The following is a 26151-nucleotide window of genomic DNA, read 5'->3' on the forward strand; positions in this document are numbered from 1 at the left end:
TCAGTTCGCCGCCGCGGTCTGCGCGGCGCCGATGGATGCGGTGACATTGGTGACGAGCGACTTGACCGATTGGGCCGTCGCGTCGAAGACGGGAGCGGGATAGACGCCGAAGAAGATGACCAGCACGACCAGCGGGTAGATGATTAACTTCTCGCGCGGCGACAGGTCGAGCAGGCCCTTCAGGCTGTCCTTGGTCAACGCGCCGAAGATCACCCGGCGGTAGAGCCAGAGCGCGTATGCCGCCGACAGGATCACGCCGGTGGCGGCGAAGAACGCCACCCAGGTGTTGACCCGGAAGACGCCGAGCATGGTCAGGAATTCGCCGACGAAGCCTGATGTGCCCGGCAGGCCGACATTGGCCATGGTGAAGACCATGAACACGGTGGCGTATTTCGGCATGTTGTTGACCAGCCCGCCATAGGCGGCGATCTCGCGCGTGTGCATGCGGTCATAGATGACGCCGACGCACAGGAACAGCGCGCCCGAGACGAGGCCATGGCTGAGCATCTGGAAGATCGCGCCCTGCACGCCTTCCTGGTTCATGGCGAAGATGCCCATGGTGACGAAACCCATATGGGCGACCGACGAATAGGCGATCAGCTTCTTCATATCCTCCTGCATCAGCGCCACCAGTGAGGTGTAGATGATGGCGACGACGGAAAGCGTGAAGACCAGCGGCGCGAACATCTCGGACGCCAGCGGGAACATCGGCAAGGAGAAGCGCAGGAAGCCGTACCCGCCCATCTTCAACAGGATGGCGGCCAGGATCACCGAGCCTGCCGTCGGCGCTTCGACGTGCGCGTCGGGCAGCCAGGTGTGCACCGGCCACATCGGCATCTTCACCGCGAAGGAGGCAAAGAAGGCCAGCCATAGCCATGTCTGCATGTGGGCCGGGAAGCTGTGCGTGAGCAGCGTCGGGATGTCGGTCGTGCCGGACTGATAGAACATCGCCATGATGGCGAGCAGCATCAGCACCGAGCCGGCGAGCGTGTAGAGGAAGAACTTGAACGAGGCGTAGACACGCCGCTTGCCGCCCCAGACGCCGATGATGATGAACATCGGGATCAGGCCGGCTTCGAAGAAGACGTAGAACAGCACGATGTCCAGCGCACAGAACACGCCGATCATCAGCGTCTCGAGCAGCAGGAAGGCGATCATGTAGGCCTTGACGCGCTTCTCGATCGATTCCCACGACGCCAGGATGCAGAGCGGCATCAGGAAGGTCGTCAGGATGACGAACAGCATCGAGATGCCGTCGACGCCCATATGGTAGGAAATGCCGGAGTCGAGCCAGGCGAATTTCTCGACGAACTGGAAGCCGGCCTGCGAATTGTCAAAACCGGTCCAGATGAACAGCGAGATGATGAAGGTGAATGTCGTGGTCAGCAGCGCGATGGCACGGATGTTGCGGCGTGCGTTTTCGCTGTCATCCCTGATGAACAGGATCAGCAGCACACCAACCAGCGGCAGGAAGGTGACCAGCGAGAGGATTGGCCAGGCGGTCATCAGAGCATCATCCAGGTGACGAGTGCGGCAACGCCGATCAGCATGGCGAAGGCATAATGGTAGAGGTAGCCGGTCTGCAGCTTGACGACGCGGTTGGTGACATCGACGACGCGCGCCGAAATGCCATCGGGCCCGAGCCCATCGATGATGGTGCCGTCACCGGTCTTCCACAGGAAATGGCCGAGGCGCTTGGCGGGCCGCACGAACAGGAAGTCGTAAAGCTCGTCGAAATACCACTTGTTGAGCAGGAAGGCGTAGAGCCCGCGATTCTGCTTCGCCAAGTTCACCGGCATTTCCGGCGAGCGGATGTAGAATTTCCAGGCCAGCGCGAAGCCGATCAGCATAGCGATGAAGGGCGACAGCTCGACCCACAGCGGCAGTTCTTCGATGTCGTGCAGGATGTGATTGTTCGGCAGCGTGAACAGCGACGCCTTCCAGAACTCGGCATAGCCTTCGCCGATGAACGAATTGTGGAAGATGATGCCGGCAAAAAGCGCACCGGCGGCCAGGATGAACAGCGGCACCAGCATCACCGGCGGCGATTCATGCACATGGTGCATCACTTCATGGCTCGCCCGCGGCTTGCCGTGGAAGGTCATGAAGATCAGCCGCCAGGAGTAGAAGGAGGTGAAGCAGGCGGCGATGACCAGCAGGATGAAGGCAAAGCCAGCGACCGAGTTATGTCCGGCAAAGGCGCTTTCGATGATCGCGTCCTTGGAGAAGAAGCCGGCGGTGCCGATGACCGTCACCGGAATGCCGACGCCGGTCAGCGCCAGCGTGCCGATCACCATCATCCAGTAGGTGGTCGGGATCAACTTCCGCAGGCCACCCATCTTGCGCATGTCCTGCTCGTCGGAGACGGCATGGATGACCGAGCCCGAACCAAGGAACAGCAGCGCCTTGAAGAAAGCGTGCGTGAACAGATGGAAGATCGCCGCGCCATAGGCGCCGACGCCGAGCGCCACGAACATGTAGCCGAGCTGCGAGCAGGTCGAGTAGGCGATGACGCGTTTGATGTCGTTCTGGACGAGACCGACGGTCGCCGCGAAGAAGGCGGTGAAAGCGCCGATGACGGTGACGACTGTCAGCGCCGAATGCGACAATTCGAACAGCGGCGACAGCCGCGCCAGCATGAACACGCCGGCCGTCACCATGGTGGCGGCATGGATGAGCGCCGAGACCGGCGTCGGGCCCTCCATGGCGTCCGGCAGCCAGGTGTGCAGCGGCACCTGCGCCGACTTGCCCATGGCCCCCATGAACAGCAGCAGGCACACGACGGTCATCGCCGTCTGCTTGTCCAGCGCATGGCCGAGGAAGGTCAGCACCGCCGCACCTTGCGGCGCGCCTTCAGCCGGGATGAACGTTGCTGCGTTGGCGAAGATGGTGCCGAGATTGACCGAGCCGAACAGCACGAACAAGCCGAAGATGCCGAGCGCGAAGCCGAAATCGCCGACGCGGTTGACAACGAAGGCCTTGATGGCCGCGGCATTGGCCGAGGGCTTCTTGTACCAGAAGCCGATCAGCAGGTAGGACGCGAGGCCCACCCCTTCCCAGCCGAAGAACATCTGCACGAGGTTGTCTGCGGTCACCAGCATCAGCATGGCGAAGGTGAACAGTGACAGATAGGCAAAGAAGCGCGGCCGGTTCGGATCGTGGTGCATGTAGCCGATCGAATAGATGTGGACCAGCGCCGAGACCGTGTTGACCACCACCAACATCACCACCGTCAGCGTGTCGATGCGCAGCGCCCAGGATGCTTCGAGCCCGCCGGACTGGATCCAGCGCAGCACCGGCACGACGAACACCTCGCCATGGCCGAAACCGACGCTGAAGAAGGCAACCCACGACAGCACCGCCGAAATCACCAGGAAGCCGGAGGTGATGTATTCGGATGCCTTGGCGCCGAGCGAATTGCCGAACAGGCCGACGATCAGGAAGCCGAGCAGTGGAAGGAAGACGATGGCCTGATACATGGTGGTTCCGTCAACCCTTCATCATGTTCACGTCTTCGACCGCGATCGAGCCGCGGTTGCGGAAGAAGACGACGAGAATGGCAAGTCCGATGGCCGCCTCGGCCGCCGCGACCGTCAGCACGAACAGCGCGAACACCTGGCCGACGAGATCGCCGAGAGCCGCCGAAAAGGCGACGAAATTGATGTTGACCGCAAGCAGGATCAGCTCGATCGACATCAGGATGACGATCACGTTCTTGCGGTTCAGGAAGATGCCGAACACGCCGAGCGTGAACAGGATCGCCGATACGGTCAGATAATGTGCGATGCCGACGACCATCTCAGACTCCTTCGCCCGACTTGACCTTGCGAATTTCCATGCCTGTTGCCGGCGTGCGGCCGACCTGGGCTGCGATCGACTGCCGCTTGATCCCTTCCTTGTGGCGCAGCGTCAGCACGATGGCGCCGATCATGGCGACCAGCAGGATGAGGCCCGAAATCTGGAAGTAGTAGAGGTAGTCGGTATAGAGGATGTCGCCGAGTGCGGCCGTGTTCGAGCGCGCGGCGAGATCGGGTATAGGCTTCGAGACCGTCGCAGCCAGCTTCGGCGCGAAGGTGTAGCCGCCGAGAACCACGATCAGCTCCGCCGCCAGGATCAGCCCGACCAGCGCGCCGATCGGCGCATATTGCAGGGCGCCTTCCTTCATCTCGGCGAAGTCGACGTCGAGCATCATGACGACGAACAGGAACAGCACCATGACCGCGCCGACATAGACGACGAGCAGGATCAATGCCAGGAACTCTGCCCCGGTAAGCAAGAACAGGCCGGCGGCATTGAAGAAGGTCAGGATCAGGAACAGCACCGAATGCACGGGGTTGCGCGATGAAATGACCATGAACGCCGACGCCACGGCGACAAAGGCGAAGAGGTAGAAAAAGGCCGCCTCTAGTCCACTCAACATGGGGTTCCCCCGGGTTCCTGTCCGGACGGGCTCTCGCCCTGTCCGCTTCTGTAGCCTGGTCCCGCCTCCGGGTCCCAAGCCGCGTTGTCCTTAGACGAGGCCCCTCGCCCCGTCCATGCGTCAAATATCAGCGGTAGGGCGAGTCCAGCGAGATGTTGCGCGCCAGTTCGCGCTCCCACCGGTCGCCATTCGCTAACAGCCTGTCCTTGTCGTAGTAGAGTTCCTCGCGCGTCTCCGTCGCGAATTCGAAATTCGGCCCCTCGACAATGGCGTCGACCGGGCACGCTTCCTGGCAGAAGCCGCAATAGATGCACTTCACCATGTCGATGTCGTAACGCACGGTGCGGCGCGTGCCGTCATTGCGGCGCGGGCCGGCCTCGATGGTGATGGCCTGCGCCGGGCAGATCGCCTCGCACAGCTTGCAGGCGATGCAACGTTCCTCGCCATTGGGATAGCGGCGCAGCGCATGCTCGCCACGGAAGCGCGGACTGACCGGCCCCTTCTCGTGCGGATAGTTGATCGTCTCCTTCGGCGCGAAGAACTGGCGCATCGACAGGAAGAAGGCGCTGACGAAATCCTGCAGCAGCAGCGATTTTGCGGCCTGGGAAAGAGCGGACATCACGCAAACCCCGTGATCTTGAGGAAGGCTGCGGTGGCGACCACCATGAACAGCGAGATCGGCAGGAACACTTTCCAGCCCAGACGCATCAGCTGGTCGTAGCGGTAGCGCGGCACGAAGGCCTTCACCATGGAGATGCCGAAGAACACGAAGCAGACCTTCAGCACGAACCAGATGACGCCGGGCACCCAGGTGAAGGGCGCGAAGTCGAAGGGCGGCAGCCAGCCGCCGAGGAACAGGATGGTGGCGAGCGCGCACATCAGCACGATCGCGACATATTCCCCGAGGAAGAACAGCAGGAACGGCGTCGATGAATATTCAACCATGTGGCCGGCGACCAGCTCCGATTCGGCTTCGACCAGATCGAAAGGCGGACGGTTCGTCTCGGCCAGCGCCGAGATGAAGAAGATGATGAACATCGGGAACAGCGCCAGCCAATTCCAGTCGAGGAAGGTGTTGGGCAGGCCGAGCCGAGTGCCAATCCCATCATGCTGCGACAGTACGATATCGGTCAGGTTGAGCGAGCCGGCGGTGAGCAGCACGGTGACGATGACGAAGCCGATCGAGACTTCGTAGGACACCATCTGGGCCGCCGAACGCAGCGCGCCGAGGAAGGGGTATTTCGAGTTGGACGCCCAGCCGCCCATGATCACGCCATAGACCTCGAGCGAGGAGATGGCGAAGACATAGAGGATGCCGACATTGACGTTGGCGATCGCCCAGCCCTGGTTGACCGGAATGACCGCCCAGGCCGAGATCGCCAGCACGGCGGAGACCAGCGGCGCCAGCAGAAAAACGCCCTTATTGGCGCCGGACGGAATGACCGGTTCCTTGAAGACGAATTTCAACAGATCGGCAAAGGCCTGCAGCGTGCCCCAGGGGCCGACGACGTTCGGGCCGCGGCGCAGCTGCACCGCCGCCCAGATCTTGCGGTCGGCGTAGAGAATGTAGGCGACGAAGACCAGCAGCACCACGATCAGCACGACTGACTTCAAGAGGATCAGCAGCGCCGGCAGCACGTAGAAGGAGAAGAAGGTGTCCATGCTTATTCCGCCGCCTGCTTGAAGCCGCTCTTGGCCAGTGCCGAGCATTCCGCCATTACGGCGGACGCCCGCGCAATCGGGTTGGTCAGATAGAAATCTTTGACCGGAGAGGTGAAGGTACCCTTGTTCAGCCGGCCGCCGAGCTTCGCCACCTTGGCGACGTCCTCGGCATTGCCCGGCTCGACATGGTCAATGCGGGCCAGATGCGGATACTCGCCGTAGAGCTTGGCGCGCAGCTGCGGCAGCGAATCAAACGGCAGCTTCTTGCCCAGCACGTCCGACAGAGCCCTGAGAATCGCCCAGTCCTCGCGCGCATCGCCAGGCGCGAAGCCGGCGCGGTTGGTCTGCTGCACGCGGCCTTCGGTGTTGACATAGGTGGCCGACTTTTCGGTGTAGGCGGCCGCCGGCAGGATGACGTTGGCGCGGTGCGCGCCCTGGTCGCCATGGGTGCCGATATAGACGACGAAGGCGCCGCCGGTCTTGCCCATGTCGATCTCGTCGGCGCCGAGCAGGAACAGCACGTCCGTCTCGCCCAGCATGCCGGCGACATCCTTGCCGCCCTCACCCGGCACGAAGCCGAGGTCGAGGCCGCCGACGCGACCGGCCGCGTTGTGCAGCACGGCAAAACCGTTCCAATCGGCGCGAGCGGCATTGACGGCGGCGGCGAGCTTCGCCGCCTGGCCGAGCACGGCCGCACCATCGGCACGAGACAGCGCGCCCTGGCCGATAATGATCAGCGGATGAGTCGCCTTCTTCAGCGTCTGGAAGAACTTGCCATTGCCGTCGGCCAGATCCTTCAGCGAATCCGGTCCGGCGCCCAGCAATTCGTACTCGTAGCGCGTGTCGCCGACATCGCCGATGACGCCGACCGGCAGATTGCCGACCCGCCAGCGCTTGCGGATGCGCGCGTTGAGCACCGAGGCTTCATAGCGCGGGTTGGCGCCGATGATCAGCACCGCGTCGGCCTGCTCAATGCCTTCGATGGTCGAATTGAAGATGTAGCTGGCGCGGCCGAGCGACGGATCGAGTGCGGCGCCATCCTGGCGGCAGTCGGTGTTCTTCGAACCGAGCGAAGCCATCAGTTGCTTCAGCGCGTAGATTTCCTCGACCGCCGCGAGATCGCCGGCAATAGCACCGATCTTCTCGGGCGCGGCCTTCGACACCGCGTCCTTGATCGCCGCAAAAGCCTCGGCCCAGCTTGCCGGAACCAGCTTGCCATCCTTGCGCACATAGGGGCGATCGAGGCGCTGCGTGCGCAATCCGTCCCAGATGAAGCGGGTCTTGTCGGAAATCCACTCCTCGTTCACCTGCTCGTTGACGCGCGGCAGGATGCGCATCACTTCGCGGCCACGGCTATCGACACGGATCGCCGAGCCGACAGCGTCCATCACGTCGATGGATTCGGTCTTGGTCAGCTCCCACGGCCGCGCCTGGAAGGCGAACGGCTTGGAGGTCAGCGCACCAACGGGGCAGAGATCAATGACATTGCCCTGCAATTCCGAAGTCATCGCACTTTCGAGATAGGTGGTGATCTCGGCATCCTCGCCACGGCCGATCAGGCCAAGCTCCGAAATGCCGGCGACTTCGGTGGTGAAGCGGACGCAGCGCGTGCAGTGGATGCAGCGGTTCATCACCGTCTTGACCAGCGGGCCGATATACTTGTCTTCGACGGCGCGCTTGTTCTCGTGATAGCGCGAGGAATCGACGCCGAAGGCCATCGCCTGGTCCTGCAGGTCGCACTCGCCGCCCTGGTCGCAGATCGGGCAGTCGAGTGGATGGTTGATCAGCAGGAACTCCATCACGCCTTCCCGGGCCTTCTTGACCATCGGCGTGTTGGTGAAAATTTCCGGCGGCTCGCCATTGGGACCGGGGCGCAGGTCGCGTACGCCCATGGCGCAGGAGGCCTGCGGCTTGGGCGGGCCGCCCTTCACCTCGATCAGGCACATGCGGCAATTGCCGGCGATCGACAGCCGCTCATGGAAGCAGAAGCGCGGCACTTCCGCGCCCGCGTCTTCCGCCGCCTGCAGCAGCGTGTAGTGGTCGGGTACAGTGATCTCTTTCCCGTCGACCTTGAGCTTTGCCATTTCGCTTCAAACCCCTGCGGATTTCCCGCAATCTCATTTCCCGGGCGCGGCAGACGCAGCGCCCGACATTTCAGTCATTTCTTCGCAGCCAGCACAGCCGCCTGGGCAGTCCAGTCGTCACGGCCGATGCGACCGTTGAACGACAGATAGTCGTCGACCCAGGCGATCTCCTGCGGCGACCAGGCGGCGATCTGGGCATATGTCCAGATACCGAGCCCGTTCAGCACCTTTTCCAGCTTCGGGCCGATGCCCGAAATCGCCTTGAGGTCAGACGGTTTCGCCGGTCTGTCCATAGCCTTGGGCTGCCTGAAATCCTCGGGCAGCAGCACATCGGCGGCCTCGCTCGTTGCCGGAGCGACATTCACCGCAGGCGCCGTGGTGGCGGCTTCCTTGGCGGCGATGTCGGTGACCTCTTGGGCGAAAGACTGCGCCTCGGCAATCATGGTCTTCGCCGTCGCCCGCGCCTTGGTGGACGACGAGTTCGCGTCCTCGAACTGCTCGACGCGTGCCTCGAAATCCTCGATCAGCGGCTGCATCAGGCGCTGTGATGCCTCGGCAGCTCCCGAAAGCGCCCCCAGCCAGACGCCGAACGCATGGTTCGCGAGCCCGATGCCAAGCGCCGACATCGCCGCCGCACCCGCGACAGGGTGCACGAAAAGGTTGACGGCGCTGGCCATCTCCTTCGGCATCATCCTGGTCAGGTCCTGGTTCATCTTCTCGAGCTGGTCCAAATTGGGCATCATTGAGTAGGGTGTCGAATACGGCGCCATAGAAGTTCTCCTGGTCGTTTCTTCGTTCGCCCCGCCCCGCTAGTCTCGCTTCGGGCTTTCGCCCGCAGTCACAAATTCGTCTATTCCGCCGCCACCATCACCGGTTCGGCCCGGTGCGCATTGCGCGAAAACTCGTCGATACGGCGCTCCACCTCGCCGCGGAAATGCCGCATCAGGCCCTGGATTGGCCATGCCGCCGCGTCGCCCAGCGCGCAGATAGTGTGGCCTTCGATCTGCTTGGTGACGTCGAGCAGCATGTCGATCTCGCGCTTCTGCGCTTCGCCGCGCACCAGCCGCTCCATCACCCGCCACATCCAGCCGGTGCCTTCGCGGCAGGGCGTGCACTGGCCGCAGCTCTCATGCTTGTAGAAGTAGGACAACCGGGCAATCGCCTTCACGACATCGGTCGACTTGTCCATAACGATGACAGCCGCCGTGCCAAGACCGGATTTGAGATCGCGCAACGCATCGAAATCCATCGGCGTGTCGATGATCTGCTCGGCCGGCACCAGCGGCACCGATGCGCCGCCCGGAATGACCGCCAGCAGATTGTCCCAGCCGCCGCGAATGCCGCCGCAATGCGTTTCGATCAGCTCGCGGAACGGGATCGACATCGCCTCTTCGACGGTGCACGGGTTGTTGACGTGACCGGAGATGCAGAACAGCTTGGTGCCGACATTGTTGGGCCGGCCGAAGGACGAGAACCAGGCAGCGCCGCGACGCAGGATGGTCGGCGCCACCGCGATCGATTCGACGTTGTTGACCGTTGTCGGACAACCGTACAAGCCGACATTGGCCGGGAATGGCGGCTTCAGCCTCGGCTGGCCCTTCTTGCCTTCGAGGCTTTCGAGCAGCGCCGTCTCTTCGCCGCATATATAGGCGCCGGCGCCGTGATGCATGTAGACGTCGAAATCATAGCCGGACGTGTTGTTCTTGCCGATCAGCTTGGCCTCATAAGCCTCCTCGATGGCCCGCTGCAGCGCCTCGCGCTCGCGGATGAACTCGCCGCGCACATAGATGTAGGCCGCAATCGCGCCCATGGCGAAGCCGGCGAGCAGCGCGCCCTCGACCAACGTGTGCGGATCGTTGCGCAGGATGTCGCGGTCCTTGCAGGTGCCGGGCTCGGATTCGTCGGCGTTGATGACGAGATAGCTCGGCCGGCCGTCGCTCTGCTTGGGCATGAACGACCATTTGAGACCAGTCGGGAAGCCGGCGCCGCCGCGGCCGCGCAGGCCCGATGCCTTCATCTCGTTGACGATCCAGTCGCGCCCCTTGGCGACGATGCCGGGCGTGTTGTCCCAGGCGCCGCGCGCCATTGCGCCGGCCAGCGATTTGTCGAAGAGGCCGTAGATGTTGGTGAAGATGCGGTCTTTATCAGCCAGCACTTGCCGCCTCCATGTCAATGTCCGTCAAGATAACGAACGGGGCTATCAACGCTCGACCTTTTTCCGTGAGGACAAAATGCCCGTCGGCCCCGGGGGCGATGCAGCCGTATTTGAGATGCGTTTTCATATTTGCCATATCGGGGTGGACGTAACCGTCTGAAAACTCCAGCCGCTCATATGAAAAACTGGGGCCAAAAAAATCCACGTAAGTCGCGAGATATCCAACTTTTCTCGCATTACACCAGTCGCCATCCACTTTACCAACATTGTAGTCGTATTCTGCAATTGCACGCTTGTTCAGAGACGTATGCGGCACCTTGTTGGATGAAATTCCGGTTTCGCTGGCCGCCCCTGCTCCCACGTGCCCGAATTTGCCGAGCAGCCCCTCAAGCCGGGTCAAAAATTCGCTATGACTTCCTAGCGCGCTCATGACTGTCAGACCGGCTTCTTGCCGAAAACGCGGATGTATTCGGCGACGCCGCCCTTGGCGAGCGCCTTGGCCTGCTTGACCCAGTCGTCGCGGTCGATGCGGCCCGGGAAACTGAGATAGCCGTCCACCCACTCGCGCTCGGCCTTCTTCCAGGAGGCGACCTGCGCGAAGGTGAAGATGCCCAGCGTGTGCAGGATGCCCTCGATCTTCGGGCCTACGCCGGAGATCAGCTTAAGATCGTCGACCGCGGCCGGCCTGTCGATACCGGCCGGACGGTTCTTGTCCTCGAGCGACGGTTTTGCCGGTTTTGCCGCCGGCGCCTTGGTTTCCGGCGCCTTGAAGGCAGCGGCCGGTTCGGCCTTGGCCAACGGGCCATTGCGCTGCTTGGCAACCTTCTCGACTTCCGGTGCTGCCGTGTTGGCGTTGGCGGCCGAATGCAGCGGTGCCGAAACACTCACCGCCTTCTCCGCCGCCGGCGCCACCTTGGTCGCCGAGGGCGTCTTCAGGGCCGGGCTGGTTTCAGGCGCGTCGGTCTTCGGCTTGCTGGCATTGGACGGCGCGACAGGAGCCGCAGCCGGTGCTTGCGCCGCTGGAGCAGCCGGCACGGCTGCTGCAGCCGGGGTGGCGGCAGCGGTCGGCGCAGCATTCTGGGCGGCCTTGGTGGCCGCCTTGGCTTCCTTGTCGCGGGTCGACTTGAGGATCGCCTTTTCGCTCTTCAGCGTCGTCAGGCCGGAGGCCGGCTCGGAGCCGGTGCGGCCATTCTGCGGCCCCGGCGCCACCGAGGCGCCCTTGCCCGCATCGTAGAGATCGATGATTTCGGCCAGCCGTTCGGGCGTCAGATCCTCAAACGTGTCCTTGAAGACCATGACCATCGGTGCGTTGACGCAGGCGCCGAGACACTCGACCTCTTCCCACGACAAGGTGCCCTTGTCGTTGGTGTGGAACTGGTCGTGATGAATCTTTGAACGGCAGACATCCATCAGCGCTTCCGAACCGCGCAGCATGCAGGGCGTGGTGCCGCAAACCTGGATGTGCGCGCGGGTGCCAACGGGATTGAGCTGGTACTGCGTGTAAAAAGTCGCGACCTCGAGCCCACGGATACGCGGCATGCCGAGCATATCCGAAATCGTCTCGATCGCCGCCTTGGTGACCCAGCCTTCCTGCTCCTGCGCGATCATCAGCAAGGGGATGATCGCCGACTGCTCGCGGCCCTTCGGGTATTTCTTGATCCATTGCTTCGCCGCTGCCGCGTTCGCCCGGTTGAAGGCGAAGGAGGCTGGCTGAACGCTTGCTTCTGCGAGACGGCGGACTGACATTTAGCGATCGACCTCACCAAACACGATGTCGAGGGAGCCGAGAACGGCGGTGACGTCGGCCAGCATGTGGCCGCGGCAGAGGAAATCCATCGCCTGCAGATGCGCGAAACCGGGCGCGCGCAGCTTGCAGCGGTATGGCTTGTTCGAGCCGTCGGAGACGAGATAGACGCCGAATTCGCCCTTCGGCGCCTCGACCGCCGCATAGACCTCACCGGCCGGCACCCGATAGCCCTCGGTGTAGAGCTTGAAGTGATGGATCAGCGCTTCCATCGAGCGCTTCATCGCCTGACGCTTCGGCGGCACCACCTTGCCGTCGAGGTTCGATACCGGGCCGGTGCTTTCCTTGCCGAGCAAGAGGTCGACGCACTGGCGCATGATCCGAGCCGACTGGCGCATTTCTTCCATGCGCACGAGATAACGGTCGTAGCAGTCGCCGTTCTTGCCGATCGGGATGTCGAAATCCATTTCCGAATAGCATTCATAGGGCTGCGACTTGCGCAGGTCCCAGGGCGCACCCGAACCGCGCACCATGACGCCGGAAAAACCCCAGGCCCAGGCATCCGCCAGCGAAACAATGCCGATATCGACATTGCGCTGCTTGAAGATACGGTTGCCGGTCAGCAGACGATCGAGGTCGTCGATCGACTTCAGGAACGGGTCGATCCACTTGCCGATGTCCTCGACCAGCTGCCGCGGCAGGTCCTGGTGGACGCCGCCGGGGCGGAAATAGGCGGCATGCATGCGCGAGCCCGAAGCCCGCTCATAGAACACCATCAGCTTTTCGCGCTCGACGAAGCCCCACAGCGGCGGCGTCAGCGCACCGACATCCATCGCCTGCGTCGTCACATTGAGGATGTGCGACATGATGCGGCCGATCTCGCAATAGAGCACGCGGATCAGCTGGCCGCGCCTCGGCACCTCGATGCCGAGCAGGCGCTCGGCGGCGAGCGCAAAGGCGTGCTCCTGGTTCATCGGCGCGCAATAATCGAGCCGGTCGAGATAAGGCACGGCCTGTAGATAGGTCTTTGCTTCGATCAGCTTTTCGGTGCCGCGATGCAAAAGTCCGATATGCGGATCGACGCGATCGACGACTTCGCCGTCGAGCTCCAGCACGAGGCGCAAAACGCCATGCGCCGCAGGGTGTTGCGGCCCGAAATTGATGTTGAAATTGCGGACGGAGGTTTCAGCCATTGTGGCGCCTCAATTCGTCTTGGCTTTTTCGTCCCCGGGAAGAACGTAGTCGGTTCCTTCCCACGGGCTCAAAAAGTCGAAGTTCCTGAATTCCTGCTTCAATTCCACAGGCTCGTAGATGACGCGCTTGGCTTCGTCGTCATAGCGCACTTCAACGAAGCCGGTCAGCGGGAAATCCTTGCGCAGCGGATGGCCTTCGAAACCGTAATCGGTCAACAGGCGGCGCAGATCCGGATGGCCCGAGAACAGCACGCCATAGAGATCGTAGGTCTCGCGCTCGAACCAGTCGGCACCGGGGAAAACGCCGGTGATCGACGGCACCATTGTCTCCTCATCGGCCAGAACCTTGACGCGGATGCGCACATTCTGTTTCGGCGACAGCAGGTGGTAGACGACGTCGAAGCGCTTGGCACGCGACGGATAATCGGCGCCGCAGACATCGATGATCGAGATGAACTGGCAGCGCGCATCGTCGCGCAGGAAGGTCACCACTTCGATGAGGTCGCTCGGCTCGACATGGATGGTGAGCTCGCCATAGGCGATATCAGCGTCAGTGACACGGCCGATAAGCCTCTCGCCGAGATAGGTCGACAGTTCGCTAAGGGATGCGGCCATGGATTTACCGTTCGATCGTGCCGGTGCGGCGGATTTTCTTCTGCAGGAGAAGAATGCCGTAGAGCAGGGCTTCGGCGCTCGGCGGGCAGCCGGGCACATAGATGTCGACCGGCACGATGCGGTCGCAGCCGCGCACCACCGAATAGGAATAGTGATAGTAGCCGCCGCCATTGGCGCACGAGCCCATCGAGATGACGTAGCGCGGCTCCGGCATCTGGTCGTAGACCTTGCGCAGCGCCGGCGCCATCTTGTTGGTCAGCGTGCCGGCGACGATCATGATGTCGGACTGGCGCGGAGACGCGCGCGGCGCGACGCCGAACCGCTCCGAGTCGTAGCGCGGCATCGAGGTGTGGATCATCTCGACCGCGCAGCATGCCAGACCAAAGGTCATGAACATCAGCGAGCCGCTGCGCGCCCAGGTGATCAGCGCCTCGGTCGAGGTGACCAGAAAGCCCTTGTCGGCAAGCTCGTTGTTGATCTCAAGGAAGAAGGGATCGTCCTCCCCCACCGGCCTGCCGGTGTTGGGATCGATGATACCCTTGGGCTTCGGCGCGACGAGGGTGCCTGAACTGCCGTTCAATCCCATTCCAGCGCTCCTTTTTTCCATTCATAGGCAAAGCCGATGGTCAGCACTGCCAAAAACACCATCATCGACCAGAAACCGAGCATGCCGATCTTCGAGAAGGATACGGCCCAAGGAAACAGGAAGGCCACTTCCAGGTCGAAGATGATGAACAGGATCGACACCAGGTAGAAACGGATGTCGAATTTCATGCGGGCGTCGTCGAACGAGTTGAAACCGCACTCGTAAGCGGAAAGCTTTTCGGGATCGGGATTGCGGTAGGCCACCAGGAACGGTGCAGCCAGCAGCGCCAAGCCGACGACCAGAGCCACGCCGATGAACAGGACGATGGGCAGGTATGAACTGAGGAGTGCGTTCATGCAGCGGTTTTCCGTTGGCGCCAATCCACTTTGATTACAGCACCGGACCTTAATGCGGAAGCGTGACAGTTTAACCGCTGAACCGTTTTAAGGGGCCTATGCTGCAACGCGGCGAGGGTTAGCGCAGCACTTCCAGCGAAGCAAGTCAAACCTTGTTCAAAACGCAGTGCTGGACGGCATATCCGAAGAAACTGATCCGATACGCTCCTGTTTGATTTCCTTCGTTTTCTACTCCACTTTTCTCTCCTGACAGGGTTACCGCCAAAACCCTGCTAGCATGGCCCGGAATCACCCGTCTGTATGACGGTCAACGAGCCATAAGAGTCGCATCCGAATGAAGGAAAAGATCTCGCTTGCCGCCGCCCGGCGCATCGCGCTCGCCGCTCAAGGATTTCTCGATCCGCGCCCAAATGGCACACCCGACCGCCGCCACTTCGCCCGCGTTCTCTCTCGCACCGGCCTGCTGCAGATCGATTCCGTCAGCGCCGTGGTGCGCGCTCATTATATGCCGCTTTATTCGCGGCTTGGCCCCTACCCGCTCGCTTTGCTCGACAATGCCGCGGTGACGCGCAAGCGCACGGTGTTCGAATACTGGGCGCACGAGGCCTCGTTCCTGCCGGTCGAGACCTACCCGCTGATGCGCTGGCGCATGCAGCGCGCCGCGCAAGGCGACGAAATGTATCTGGGGCTGGCCAAGTGGGGCCGCGAGCACGCCGCCTATATAGAAGAGATCTACCGCGAGGTCGTCGCGCGCGGTCCGATCGCTGCTTCGGCTCTGGAAGGTCAGAAAGGCTCGGGCGGCTGGTGGGGCTGGAGCCATGCCAAGCACGCCTTCGAATGGCTGTTCTGGGCCGGACGCATCACCACGGCGCACCGTCGCGGCTTCGAGCGCTTCTATGACTTGCCCGAGCGGGTGCTGCCGCAGGCGATCCTCGACCTTCCGGTGCCGGCGACCGAGGACGCGCATCGCGAATTGCTGCGCATTTCAGCCCGCGCCCACGGCATCGCGACATCAGGCGATTTGCGCGACTATTTCCGCCTGTCGCCGGCCGACATGAAGGGCCGGCTGGAGGAATTGGTCGAGACCGGCGAACTGGTGCCGGTGCGTGTCGAAGGCTGGGACAAGCCGGCTTACCTCTATAAGGACGCGCGCCTGCCCCGAAAAATCGAGGCCCGCGCCTTGCTGGCGCCGTTCGATCCGGTCGTCTTCGAACGATCGCGCTCGGAGCGGCTGTTCGATTTCCACTACCGCATCGAGATCTACACACCGGCCGAGAAGCGGCAATATGGCTATTACGTCCTGCCCTTCCTGCTCGGCGACCGGATCGTGGCGCGCGTCGATCTTAGGGCCGACCGGCCGGCGAGCATCCTGCGCGTGCACGCGGCCTACCCCGAGCCGGGCGCGCCGCCTGAAACCGCCGCGCAACTGTTCGAGGAATTGAAGCAGATGCAGCGCTGGCTTGGCCTTGAACGCATGGAAGTGACGCCGGCCGGAGATCTGGGTCCGGCGCTGGCCGACATCGCGGTGTCGTAGCCGCGCGTTGACACCGCCGCCTGCAAAAGCCTAAATCCGGTCCAGACGGTCCCTTGCCCGCAACGGCAAGGGCTAAGAGGGAATGCGGTGCGGGATTTCGATCTCAAATCCGCGGCTGTCCCCGCAACTGTAAGCGAAGAGCCAAGGCCGAAAGCCACTGGGAGGTTCCCGGGAAGGCGGCTACCGAAGGCGATGACGCGCGAGCCAGGAGACCTGCCGTCTGCGACAGAAGTATCCGATCGCCCGGCGGGTTTCCGGGCAAGGAGCCCGGTTTTTGGACCAGAACAGCAGTTTTTCGGCTGGCACAGCGGATATTTCGTCCGCCAACAGCGATGCTTTGGCCGGCGTCACCGTTATCGTCTGCGCCTCCTGCCGCGATGAATCCGGCTCGGATGCCCATCCCCGTGCCGGCGAACTTTTGGCCGAAGATACGCGCCAAGCCGCAGCGGCCGACACGATCCGCGTCCGCACGGTCGAATGCCTCGGCAATTGCAAGCGCCGCCTCAGTGCTGCCATCCTGCGCGATGGCTGCTGGAGCTACGTCTTCGGCGACCTGACCGCGACCAGCGGCGCCGACCTCGTCACCGGCGCAAAGCTCTTCGCCACCTCGACCGACGGCCTCATCCCATGGCGCGGCCGGCCTGATTCCCTCAAGCGCGGCCTCGTTGCCCGCATTCCACCTCTCGACATGCTGAAGGACTAACCATGACCGCTTCCGTCTCCCGTGTTCCCTGCACCGTCGTCACCGGCTTTCTCGGCGCCGGCAAGACGACGCTGGTCCGCCATCTCCTGGAAAATGCCGGCGGCAAGCGCATTGCGATCATCGTCAACGAGTTCGGCGACATCGGCATCGACGGCGAGATTTTGAAAGGCTGCGGCATCGACACCTGCCCCGAGGAAAACATCGTCGAACTGGCCAATGGCTGCATCTGCTGCACCGTGGCCGATGATTTCGTGCCGGCGCTCGACAAGATCCTGTCGCTGACGCCGAAGGTCGACCATATCCTGATCGAGACCTCGGGCCTCGCTCTGCCCAAGCCGCTGGTCCAGGCTTTCCAGTGGCCGACGGTGAAGAGCCGTGTGACCGTCGATGGCGTCATTGCGGTTGTCGATGGCCCGGCACTGGCCGAAGGCCGTGTCGCCAACGACATGGATGCCCTGCAGGCGCAGCGCGCCGGGGATGACAGCCTCGACCATGACGACCCGGTCGAGGAAGTGTTCGAGGATCAGATCGCTTGTGCCGATTTGATCATCCTGTCGAAGAGCGATTTGATGGACGCTGCCGGTTCGGCGCGTGCCAACGCCATCATTGGCGAACACTCCGCCCGCGCGGTAAAAATCGTCCCGACCTCGCACGGCAAGGTCGATCCTTCCGTGCTGCTCGGGCTCGGTCTCGCCGTCGAGGACGATATCGAGAACCGCAAGTCCCATCATGACGGCGCATTCGACCACGAGCATGACGATTTCGACACCTTCATCGTCGACATTGCCTCGATCGCCAATCCGGACGAGCTGGCAAAGCGCGTCGCCACCGCCGCCGAACAGGAAAACGTGCTGCGCGTGAAAGGCTTCGTCGAGGTCGGCGGCAAGCCGATGCGGCTCCTCCTGCAGGCGGTCGGCCCGCGCGTCAACCATTACTACGACCGCGCCTGGACGGCTGAGGACGACCGCCGCTCGCGCCTCGTCGTCATCGGCCTCAAGGGGCTGAACCGCCCGGCGATCGAGCGTATACTCGCCGGCTGATTTCAGACACGGGCCGCGATGCACATCCTCACCACGACCTCCGCCTCGCTCGACGATCTCGCCGAGCCGGTCGATCTGCGGCAGACGCCGGCGGATATCGTGGCCCTGTCCTTCACCGACAGCGATCTCGCCGGCTTGGCGGCCGCGTGGAAGGCGGATGCCGGCCGCCTACCCTCGATGCGACTGGCAGCGCTACGCGACCTGCGCCATCCCATGTCCGTCGACCTCTGGATCGACAGTGTCGCCCGCCACGCCAAGATCATCCTGGTGCGCATCCTCGGCGGCTACGACTGGTGGCGCTATGGCTGCGACCAGCTTGCCGCCATCGCCCGCGACCGCGGGATAAAACTGGCGCTGCTTCCCGGCGAAAGCCACGACGAGGATCTCAGGCTGATCGAAGCCTCGACGCTACCGCGCGAAGAGCTGGACGCACTGCTCGGTTATTTCCGCGAGGGCGGCCCGGCCAATATGAGCGCGCTGGTGCAGAGGCTCGGAAGGTTGGCGGGGGCGCAGGCGGAAACTGTTGAGCCGGTCGCAGTGCCAAAAGCTGGCTACTACGAACCCACACGCGGTGTCGTCCCCCTCCCCCTCGAGGGGAGGGTCCGGCCGCAGGCCGGGGGTGGGGTCCTCTCCGAAACGCGCCGACTCGAAGAAACGTCGCGCCCGGTCGTACCGACCCCACCCGGCCCTTCGGGCCACCCTCCCCTCGAGGGGGAGGGAAAGGTCGTGCCAATCCTGTTCTATCGCTCGATGCTGCTCGCCGCCGATGTCGCGCCCGTCGACGCCCTTTTTGAAGCGCTGCGCCAACGCGGTATCGCCCCGGTCCCGATCTTCGTCTCCAGCCTGAAAGACCCGACCTCGCTGGCCTTCGTGGAAACCGCCATCGCATCCATGAACCCCGCCGCCATCATCACCGCGACCGCCTTCGCCTCCGGCGCCGAACCCGGCGTCGAAACCCTGTTCGACCGTGCCGGCGTCCCCGTCTTCCAGGTCATCGTCGCCACCACCCGCCGCGACGTCTGGGAGAACAACCAGCGCGGCCTGGCGCCCGCCGACCTCGCCATGCATGTCGTGCTGCCTGAACTCGACGGCCGCATCTTGGCTGGCGCCATTTCCTTCAAGGGCGAGAGCGATGTCGATCCAGCACTTGGCCACCGCGCCTTCGCCAACCGGCCGGAACCGGATCGCGTGACGCAGGTGGCGGACCGTGTGGCGGCGTTCATCCGTTTGCAGGACACGCCTCGCGCCGAGCGCAAGCTGGCTATCCTGATCCCCGACTATCCCAGTGCTCCCGGCCGTACCGGCTATGCTGTCGGCCTCGATGTGCCGTCCAGTGTGCTGGCGATGCTGAACGACCTCAAGGAACAGGGCTATGTGGTTGAGGGGATTCCGCAAACGCCGCGTGAATTGTTGGATTTGCTGGAGCGGGGCAATAGTGGGCTGGGGCTGGACGACTATCTGGACTTCTCGAAGGGTCTGCCGGTTGAGGCTGTTGTCGCGGTAGAAGCCGCTTGGGGTAAGGCAGAAGAGGCAGGTCCGCGCGAGGCGCCCCCCTCTGTCCTGCCGGACATCTCCCCCACAGGTGGGGAGATCGGCAGCTCCTTCGCCGGCACCCGTTCTGCAATGTTTGAGATTGGCGAATGCGCGGATGACAGCTCAATCTCCCCCCTTGTGGGGGAGATGTCCGGCAGGACAGAGGGGGGCGCCTCGCGCAGACCTTCGCTATCAAGCAAGAAACACTTCCCCTTTCGCGCCGCCACCTTCGGCAACATCACCATCGCCCTCGCCCCCGATCGCGGTCGCTCCGCCGATCGCCGCGCCGACTATCACGACCCGACCCTCCCCCCGCGCCATGCCCTCCTCGCCTTCGGCCTGTGGCTGCGCAAATCCCTTGGCATCCACGCGCTGATCCATGTCGGCGCCCACGGCACACTCGAATGGCTGCCGGGCAAGACGGTCGCCCTGTCGCAAAACTGCTTTCCCGAGATCGTCACCGGCCCCTTGCCGGTGATCTATCCCTTCATCGTCTCAAACCCCGGCGAGGCCGCACAAGCCAAGCGGCGCATTGCCGCCGTCACGCTTGGCCATCTGCCGCCCCCGCTCACCGGCGCCGGTTTGGACGAAAACCAGCACAGGCTCGAGCGCTTGGTCGACGAATACGCCCAGGCCGACGGGCTTGACCGCCGCCGCCGCGATCGTCTCGCCAAGCTGATCGTCGACACCGCGCAAAGGACCGGCCTTGCCTCGGAAGCCGGCGTCGCCAGGACCGACGCCCCCGACGAAGCACTGCGTCGCATCGACGCCTGGCTCTGCGACCTCAAGGATTTCACCATCAAGGACGGGCTGCATATCTATGGCCGCGCTCCCGAGGGCGAGCCCGACGCCATGCGTCGGCAAAGTGCGGCAGACGAAAAGGCGGCGCTGCTGGCCGCGCTCGACGGCCGCCACGTCAAGGCTGGTCCAGCCGGCGCGCCCGCGCGGGGGCGCTCCGATGTGCTGCCCACCGGCCGCAATTTGTTCACATCCGACCCGCGCACCATGCCGACGCCCACCGCCTATGATCTCGGCCGCGCGGCGGCGGAGGAAGTCGTGCGCGGCTACATGCAGGCGCATGGCGACTGGCCACGCTCGCTGGTCATAGACCTCTGGGGCTCGGCTTCGCTGCGCACCGGCGGCGAGGAAATCGCACAAGGCCTGGCGCTGATGGGCTGCCGGCCGCAATGGGATGCCGCCACCGGCCGCATCACCGGCATCGAGGTGTTGCCGCCTGCGGCACTCGGCCGCCCACGCGTCGACGTCACCTGGCGCATCTCGGGCCTGTTCCGCGACATGTTCCCGACCCAGATCGCGCTGATCGATGCCGCCGCCAACGCCGTTGCCGCGCGCGACGAAGAGGACTCGGAAAACCCCCTCGCCGCCCGGACCCGCGCCGACGGCAAGATCAGCCCGCGCATTTTCGGCACCTCGCCCGGCACATACGGTGCCGGCGTCGAGGAACTTTTGTCCCGTGGGGACTGGGCAGTGCGTGAAGAGATCGGCCGCGCCTATCTCGACGCCACCTCGCATGCCTATGGCGGTGCCGGCGGCGAAGGCATTTCGGCGCCCGGCGCGTTTGAAGGCCGCATCGCCGAGGCTGACCTTCTCGTCCACACCGGCGACGACCCCGGCCGCGACATCCTCGAGGGCTCCGCCGATGTCGCCTTCATCGGCGGTTTTTCGGCGGCGTTGGCAGCTCTCGGCAGAAATGCCGACGTCATCGTGCTCGACACAACGGACCCGCAAAAGCCGAAGCCGCGCTCGGTCAGCGAGGCTGTATCACGCGTCGTGCGCGCCCGCGCCGTTAACCCACACTTCATATCAGGCCAGATGCGCCACGGCCCGCGGGGCGCCTCCGAATTCGCCGAGACAGTCGACCGGCTGGTCGGCTTTGCCGAGACCACCCATGCCATATCGGGCGCGCTGATCGAGGCCGTGCATGACGCCTATGTCGGCGATCCCGAGGTTCGCGCCTTCATTCTGCGCGAAAACCCGGCCGCCGCGAAGGTCATCGCCGAGCGCTTCCTGTCGGCGCGCCGGCGCGGTCTCTGGCATCCCTTGCGCAATTCCATTGACGACGACCTCGCCGCGCTGATTGCCGAGGCAGAAGCGCTCGGGGTGGCGGCATGAACGCCTTCTCGCGTCGCGGCGCCTGCCCGGCTTTGTCGGCGCCGATGCAGACCGGCGACGGGCTGCTGGTGCGGCTGAACCCGGTCGCCGGAGGCCCATCTTCTGAAGGATTGTCGCCGAAGCTGTTGATCGGGCTGGCTGAATCCGCTGTCCGATATGGCAATGGCATCATGGAAGTCACCTCGCGCGGTAGCTTGCAGATACGCGGCCTGACAACGGAAGGTGCTGCGCTGCTGGCACCGGAGGTGGATGCACTGGGCATTGCGGTGCGCACCGGCGTGCCGATCGAGACAGGTCCGCTGGCAGGCATCGATCCGCAAGAGATCGCCGATCCGCGACCGCTGGCTGAGCGGATCAGGGTGGCGGTCGAGGAAGCTGGGCTGACGCAACGGCTTGGGCCGAAGGTTTCGGTTGTCGTCGACGGTGGCGGGCAGTTGACGCTGGATACGGTGACGGCCGATGTGCGCCTTGTGGCCGTGCAGAGCGACGAAGGCGTTCTGTGGACTGTATCTATCGCTGTTGACGGCCAAAGCCCGAAACTGCTTGCGACGGTTGAGGACGATGCAGCGCGCGATATTACTGTCGCTGCTCTCCGAATGGTTGCCGAGAAGGGCCGCGACGCCCATGCGAGGGACTTGTCGGAGAGGCAGTTGGCGTCTCTCGCCGGTTGGCTATGCCTGACAAGTTTGCGTGAGGCGCCCCCCTCTGTCCTGCCGGACATCTCCCCCACAAGGGGGGAGATCGGCAGCTCGGACGCCGGCTCTCTTCCAACAACATTGGAGATTGGCGAAAGCCGAGATGACAGCGTAATCTCCCCCCTAGTGGGGGAGATGTCCGGCAGGACAGAGGGGGGCGCCGTAGGGCACCCTTGCCGGCCAATTGGCTTCTTCAACGTAAGCCGCGCCATCGCCCTCGGCATCGGCCTGCCCTATGGCAGCATGCCCGCGCACAAGATGATCGCACTCGCCCAACACGCCCTCACTCTCGGCACAACCGAAATCCGCTTCGCCCCAGGCCGCGCTCTGCTCTTTCTCGGCCAACCGGCAACCGCTAACGAGCCCCTCCAACAAACCGCCTCCACCCTCGGCTTCGTCACCTCTCCCACCGACCCGCGCACCCGCATCGCCGCTTGCCCCGGCACGCCGGCCTGTGCCTCCGGACGCATCGCCACGCGCGACATCGCCGAGACGATCGCCGCCGAAAACGCCGACATCCTCGACTTCACCTTGCACATTTCCGGCTGCGCCAAGGGCTGCGCGCATCCCGGCCCGGCGGCGCTGACGATCGTCGGCGGCGAAAATGGAGCCGGACTTGTCGTGAACGCGACGGCAAAGGCCCTTCCTGCCGGCTACAGGCCGGGCTATGACGCCGCGCGCGGCTTCAGTCGCGTCGCTACGGTGATCCGCAGCGCACGATTTGAGGGCGAAACCGCCGCCGCTTGCCTGACAAGGCTTGGGCCGGCAGCAATCGCCGAGGCTTACCGACAGGCCCAAACTAAAAAACGGAAATGAGCATGGCCGCCTACGACTACATCCACGACGGCACGGCGATCTACGAGCGCTCCTTCGCCATCATCCGCGCCGAGGCTGACCTCTCGCGCTTCTCGGATGCCGAGGCCGATGTCGCGATCCGCATGATCCATGCCTGCGGCCAGGTCGAAGCATCGAGCCATTTCGTTTTCTCGCCTGACTTCGTCACTGCCGCGCGCAAAGCGCTCGCCGCCGGCGCGCCGATCTTCTGCGACGCGGAAATGGTTTCGCATGGCGTCACCCGCGCCCGCCTGCCCGCCGGCAACGAGGTGATCTGCACGCTGCGCGACCCGCGCACACATGATATCGCCAAGGCGATCGGCAACACCCGCTCGGCCGCTGCTATCGACCTGTGGGGCGACCGCATGGCCGGTTCGGTGGTCGCCATCGGCAATGCGCCGACCGCACTTTTCTATCTCCTGGAAAAGCTGCGCGACGGCGCGCCGAAGCCAGCGGCCATCATCGGCATGCCGGTCGGCTTCGTCGGTGCCGCCGAATCCAAGGATGCGCTGGCCGAGAATTCCTATGGCGTTCCCTATGCCATCGTACGCGGCCGGCTTGGCGGCAGCGCAATGACCGCCGCCGCGCTCAATTCGCTGGCGAGGCCTGGCCTATGAACGCGCTTCCCAAAGGAAGGCTCGTCGGCGTCGGCACCGGTCCCGGCGACCCCGAACTGCTGACGCTGAAGGCCGCGCGTGCCTTGGCCGAGGCCGATGTCGTGGCGTATTTCGCCAAGCGCGGCAACAACAGCAATGCTCGCGCCATCGTCGAAACGCGCTTCCGGCCGGACATGCTGGAATTGCCGCTGCTCTATCCCGTCACGACCGAAATCGACAAAGATCACGACGACTACCGCTCGCAAATCACCGGTTTCTACGAGGAGTCGGCCGAGAAGGTCGCCGAACATCTCGAAGCCGGCAAGATGGTTGCCGTCTTGTCCGAAGGCGACCCGCTGTTTTACGGCTCCTACATGCATTTGCATGTGCGCCTCGCGCATCGTTTCCCGACCGAGGTCATCCCCGGCGTCACCGCCATGTCGGGCTGCTGGTCGCAGACCGGTGTGCCGATCGTCCAGGGCGACGACGTATTGACGGTTTTGCCCGGCACGATGAGCGAATTCGAGCTGACTCGCCGCCTCGCCGACACCGATGCCGCCGTCATCATGAAGGTCGGCCGCAACCTGGCCAAGATCAGGCGGGCGCTGGAAGCCACCGGCAAGCTGACACGCGCCGTCTATGTCGAGCGCGGCACCATGGCCAGCAGTGTGTCGATGAAGCTCGCCGACAAACAGGACGACAAGGCGCCCTACTTCGCCATTGTGCTGGTCGCCGGCTGGTCCGGCCGCCCCGGCGTGCTGGGAGGGCAGGCATGAGCGGCCGCATCACCGTCATCGGCCTTGGGCCTGGCAATGCCGATCAGGTCACGCCGGAAGCCAGCAGCGCCGTCGCGCAAGCCAAATTCTTCTATGGCTACAAACCCTATCTCGACCGGCTGGAACTGCGCCCGGACCAGACCCGCGTCGCTTCCGACAACCGCGAAGAACTCGCCCGCTCCAAGGATGCCTTGACCAAGGCGGCCGAGGGCCATGAGGTCGCCGTGGTTTCGGGTGGGGATCCCGGCGTCTTCGCCATGGCCGCCGCCGTCTGCGAGGCGATCGAGGCCGGTCCGCCCGAATGGCGCGCGGTCGACGTCGCCGTCGTGCCCGGCATCACCGCCATGCTCGCGGTCGCCGCCCGCATCGGCGCCCCGCTTGGCCACGATTTCTGCGCCATTTCGCTGTCCGACAATCTGAAGCCGTGGGACTTGATCGAACTGCGCTTGCTGGCCGCTGCCGGCGCCGGTTTCGTCATCGCGCTCTACAACCCGATCAGCAAGGCGCGGCCCTGGCAGCTTGGCCGCGCCTTCGAATGCCTGACCGCGATCCTGCCCGGCACCACGCCCGTGATTTTCGGCCGCGCCGCCGGCCGCCCGGACGAGCGTATTGAGGTCTATCTGCTGGCCGACGTCGACGGGCAGAAGGCTGACATGGCGACCTGCATCATCATCGGCTCGCCGGAGACCCGCATCATCAAGCGCGGCGACAAGCCGGCGCTGGTCTATACGCCGCGTTCGGCGGCGGGCTCGACAAAATGATCGACCATCGCGACCAGCGCTTCGACGGTTGCGGCCGAGGGCACCTCCGGCAGCGCTGGCCGGCGCACCATGACCACCTCGATGCCGAGAGCCCGTGCAGCGGCAATCTTGCCGTAGGTCGCCGCGCCGCCGCTGTTCTTGGACACGACGACGTCGATGCGATGATTTTCGAGCAGCATGCGTTCGTCGTCCTCCCGAAACGGCCCGCGCGACAGCAGATAGTCGGCATCCGGCACCGCCAGCTTCGGCTCGACCGGATCGACGCTACGGATGAGATAATGATGCTGGGGGGCTGCTTCGAACGCGGAAACCTCTTGCCGGCCAAGCGCCAGGAAGACCCGGCGCGGTGCCGATCCAAGCGCTTGCACGGCCTCGCCGACCGCATCAACCTGAGTCCAGCGATCTCCCTCGACGGGCTCCCAGCCGAGGCGCCGCAAGGCGAAAATCGGCGCGCCGGCCATGCGTGCCGCTTGCACGGCATTGGCGGAGATTCGCGCCGCATAGGGATGCGTGGCGTCAACCAACAGGTCGATCCGCATGTCATTGAGATAGGCCGCCAGCCCGCCAGCACCACCAAAGCCACCGACCCTTATCGGCACGTTCTGGGCGATCGGGTTCTCGGTGCGCCCGGCCAGCGACAGCGTGACGGAGAGATCCGCGCGGACAGCCAACCTGCCCGCCAGTTGCCGGGCTTCCGTGGTGCCGCCGAGGATCAGAATGCGGTGGGTCAT

Annotated in this window: 24 protein-coding genes and 1 riboswitch; of the genes, 8 read left to right on the forward strand and 16 right to left on the reverse strand. The window is 64.0% G+C overall.

The features are described 5' to 3' along the window. From AC1D05_RS06985 to AC1D05_RS07055, 15 genes are all read right to left on the reverse strand, one after another. The gene (locus AC1D05_RS06985; RefSeq protein ID WP_477439457.1) at positions 1–1506 is read right to left on the reverse strand and encodes an NADH-quinone oxidoreductase subunit M; all 1506 of its coding nucleotides are present in this window, start codon (positions 1504–1506) and stop codon (positions 1–3) included. After that, on the reverse strand, positions 1506–3479 hold the full coding sequence (gene nuoL / locus AC1D05_RS06990; protein WP_477439459.1) for an NADH-quinone oxidoreductase subunit L: 1974 nt from the start codon (positions 3477–3479) through the stop codon (positions 1506–1508). The genes AC1D05_RS06985 and nuoL overlap by 1 nt, the downstream gene beginning before the upstream one ends. Before the next feature lie 10 nt (positions 3480–3489). Continuing rightward, positions 3490–3798 (reverse strand): NADH-quinone oxidoreductase subunit NuoK, encoded by a 309-nt coding sequence (gene nuoK, locus AC1D05_RS06995; protein ID WP_027025980.1) that lies wholly within the window; start codon positions 3796–3798, stop codon positions 3490–3492. A 1-nt stretch (position 3799) separates the two neighbouring features. Beyond that, the gene (locus AC1D05_RS07000; protein WP_477439461.1) at positions 3800–4420 is read right to left on the reverse strand and encodes an NADH-quinone oxidoreductase subunit J; all 621 of its coding nucleotides are present in this window, start codon (positions 4418–4420) and stop codon (positions 3800–3802) included. A gap of 127 nt (positions 4421–4547) precedes the next feature. After that, entirely contained in the window at positions 4548–5039 is a 492-nt protein-coding gene (nuoI, locus tag AC1D05_RS07005; protein ID WP_023763316.1) for an NADH-quinone oxidoreductase subunit NuoI, read from the reverse strand. Continuing rightward, on the reverse strand, positions 5039–6082 hold the full coding sequence (nuoH, locus tag AC1D05_RS07010) for an NADH-quinone oxidoreductase subunit NuoH (protein WP_172227648.1): 1044 nt from the start codon (positions 6080–6082) through the stop codon (positions 5039–5041). Before nuoH ends, nuoI begins: the two co-directional genes overlap by 1 nt. Before the next feature lie 2 nt (positions 6083–6084). Beyond that, positions 6085–8166, reverse strand: coding sequence for an NADH-quinone oxidoreductase subunit NuoG (gene nuoG, locus AC1D05_RS07015; RefSeq protein WP_477439464.1), 2082 nt, complete (start codon positions 8164–8166; stop codon positions 6085–6087). Positions 8167–8240: 74 nt separating this feature from the next. After that, complete coding sequence (locus tag AC1D05_RS07020) at positions 8241–8936, reverse strand: NADH-ubiquinone dehydrogenase (protein WP_477439465.1); 696 nt, start codon at positions 8934–8936, stop codon at positions 8241–8243. A gap of 80 nt (positions 8937–9016) precedes the next feature. Next, positions 9017–10321, reverse strand: a complete 1305-nt coding sequence (gene nuoF / locus AC1D05_RS07025) for an NADH-quinone oxidoreductase subunit NuoF (protein WP_477439467.1) — start codon at positions 10319–10321, stop codon at positions 9017–9019. Further along, positions 10311–10751 (reverse strand): hypothetical protein, encoded by a 441-nt coding sequence (locus AC1D05_RS07030; RefSeq protein ID WP_477439469.1) that lies wholly within the window; start codon positions 10749–10751, stop codon positions 10311–10313. The genes nuoF and AC1D05_RS07030 overlap by 11 nt, the downstream gene beginning before the upstream one ends. A 5-nt stretch (positions 10752–10756) precedes the next feature. Continuing rightward, entirely contained in the window at positions 10757–12067 is a 1311-nt protein-coding gene (locus AC1D05_RS07035) for an NADH-quinone oxidoreductase subunit E (RefSeq protein WP_477439471.1), read from the reverse strand. After that, the gene (locus AC1D05_RS07040) at positions 12068–13258 is read right to left on the reverse strand and encodes an NADH-quinone oxidoreductase subunit D (protein ID WP_095204095.1); all 1191 of its coding nucleotides are present in this window, start codon (positions 13256–13258) and stop codon (positions 12068–12070) included. It lies immediately after the preceding gene. A gap of 9 nt (positions 13259–13267) precedes the next feature. Beyond that, positions 13268–13873, reverse strand: coding sequence for an NADH-quinone oxidoreductase subunit C (locus AC1D05_RS07045; RefSeq protein WP_477439473.1), 606 nt, complete (start codon positions 13871–13873; stop codon positions 13268–13270). A gap of 4 nt (positions 13874–13877) precedes the next feature. After that, entirely contained in the window at positions 13878–14459 is a 582-nt protein-coding gene (locus AC1D05_RS07050) for a NuoB/complex I 20 kDa subunit family protein (RefSeq protein ID WP_477439475.1), read from the reverse strand. Continuing rightward, positions 14450–14815 (reverse strand): NADH-quinone oxidoreductase subunit A, encoded by a 366-nt coding sequence (locus AC1D05_RS07055; protein WP_010910112.1) that lies wholly within the window; start codon positions 14813–14815, stop codon positions 14450–14452. The genes AC1D05_RS07050 and AC1D05_RS07055 overlap by 10 nt, the downstream gene beginning before the upstream one ends. Before the next feature lie 334 nt (positions 14816–15149). Between AC1D05_RS07055 and AC1D05_RS07060 the strand changes: the two genes are divergently transcribed. The 8 genes from AC1D05_RS07060 to AC1D05_RS07095 all read left to right on the forward strand — a co-directional run bounded on the left by AC1D05_RS07060 (position 15150) and on the right by AC1D05_RS07095 (position 25420). Beyond that, positions 15150–16349 carry a winged helix-turn-helix domain-containing protein gene (locus AC1D05_RS07060; RefSeq protein WP_477439477.1) on the forward strand — a complete coding sequence of 400 codons (1200 nt, stop codon included), beginning with the start codon at positions 15150–15152 and terminating at the stop codon, positions 16347–16349. 29 nt (positions 16350–16378) lie between these two features. Continuing rightward, positions 16379–16584: riboswitch (cobalamin riboswitch) on the forward strand. Between the two features lie 39 nt (positions 16585–16623). Then, the gene (locus AC1D05_RS07065; RefSeq protein ID WP_477439479.1) at positions 16624–17052 is read left to right on the forward strand and encodes a DUF1636 family protein; all 429 of its coding nucleotides are present in this window, start codon (positions 16624–16626) and stop codon (positions 17050–17052) included. Positions 17053–17054: 2 nt separating this feature from the next. Then, positions 17055–18092 (forward strand): cobalamin biosynthesis protein CobW, encoded by a 1038-nt coding sequence (gene cobW, locus AC1D05_RS07070; protein WP_477439481.1) that lies wholly within the window; start codon positions 17055–17057, stop codon positions 18090–18092. 18 nt (positions 18093–18110) lie between these two features. Then, positions 18111–21758, forward strand: coding sequence for a cobaltochelatase subunit CobN (locus tag AC1D05_RS07075; protein ID WP_477439483.1), 3648 nt, complete (start codon positions 18111–18113; stop codon positions 21756–21758). Beyond that, positions 21755–23269 (forward strand): precorrin-3B synthase, encoded by a 1515-nt coding sequence (gene cobG, locus AC1D05_RS07080; RefSeq protein ID WP_477439485.1) that lies wholly within the window; start codon positions 21755–21757, stop codon positions 23267–23269. The genes AC1D05_RS07075 and cobG overlap by 4 nt, the downstream gene beginning before the upstream one ends. 2 nt (positions 23270–23271) lie before the next feature. Next, positions 23272–23904 (forward strand): precorrin-8X methylmutase, encoded by a 633-nt coding sequence (locus tag AC1D05_RS07085; RefSeq protein ID WP_477439487.1) that lies wholly within the window; start codon positions 23272–23274, stop codon positions 23902–23904. Further along, positions 23901–24659 carry a precorrin-2 C(20)-methyltransferase gene (locus tag AC1D05_RS07090; RefSeq protein ID WP_477439489.1) on the forward strand — a complete coding sequence of 253 codons (759 nt, stop codon included), beginning with the start codon at positions 23901–23903 and terminating at the stop codon, positions 24657–24659. Before AC1D05_RS07085 ends, AC1D05_RS07090 begins: the two co-directional genes overlap by 4 nt. Further along, positions 24656–25420, forward strand: a complete 765-nt coding sequence (locus tag AC1D05_RS07095) for a precorrin-3B C(17)-methyltransferase (protein ID WP_477439491.1) — start codon at positions 24656–24658, stop codon at positions 25418–25420. The genes AC1D05_RS07090 and AC1D05_RS07095 overlap by 4 nt, the downstream gene beginning before the upstream one ends. Here AC1D05_RS07095 and AC1D05_RS07100 read toward each other — a convergent pair. Continuing rightward, complete coding sequence (locus tag AC1D05_RS07100; protein WP_477439939.1) at positions 25384–26151, reverse strand: cobalt-precorrin-6A reductase; 768 nt, start codon at positions 26149–26151, stop codon at positions 25384–25386. The two genes, AC1D05_RS07095 and AC1D05_RS07100, sit on opposite strands and share 37 nt — an antisense overlap.

The sequence above is a fragment of the Mesorhizobium sp. P2_E9 genome (genome assembly GCF_056403815.1).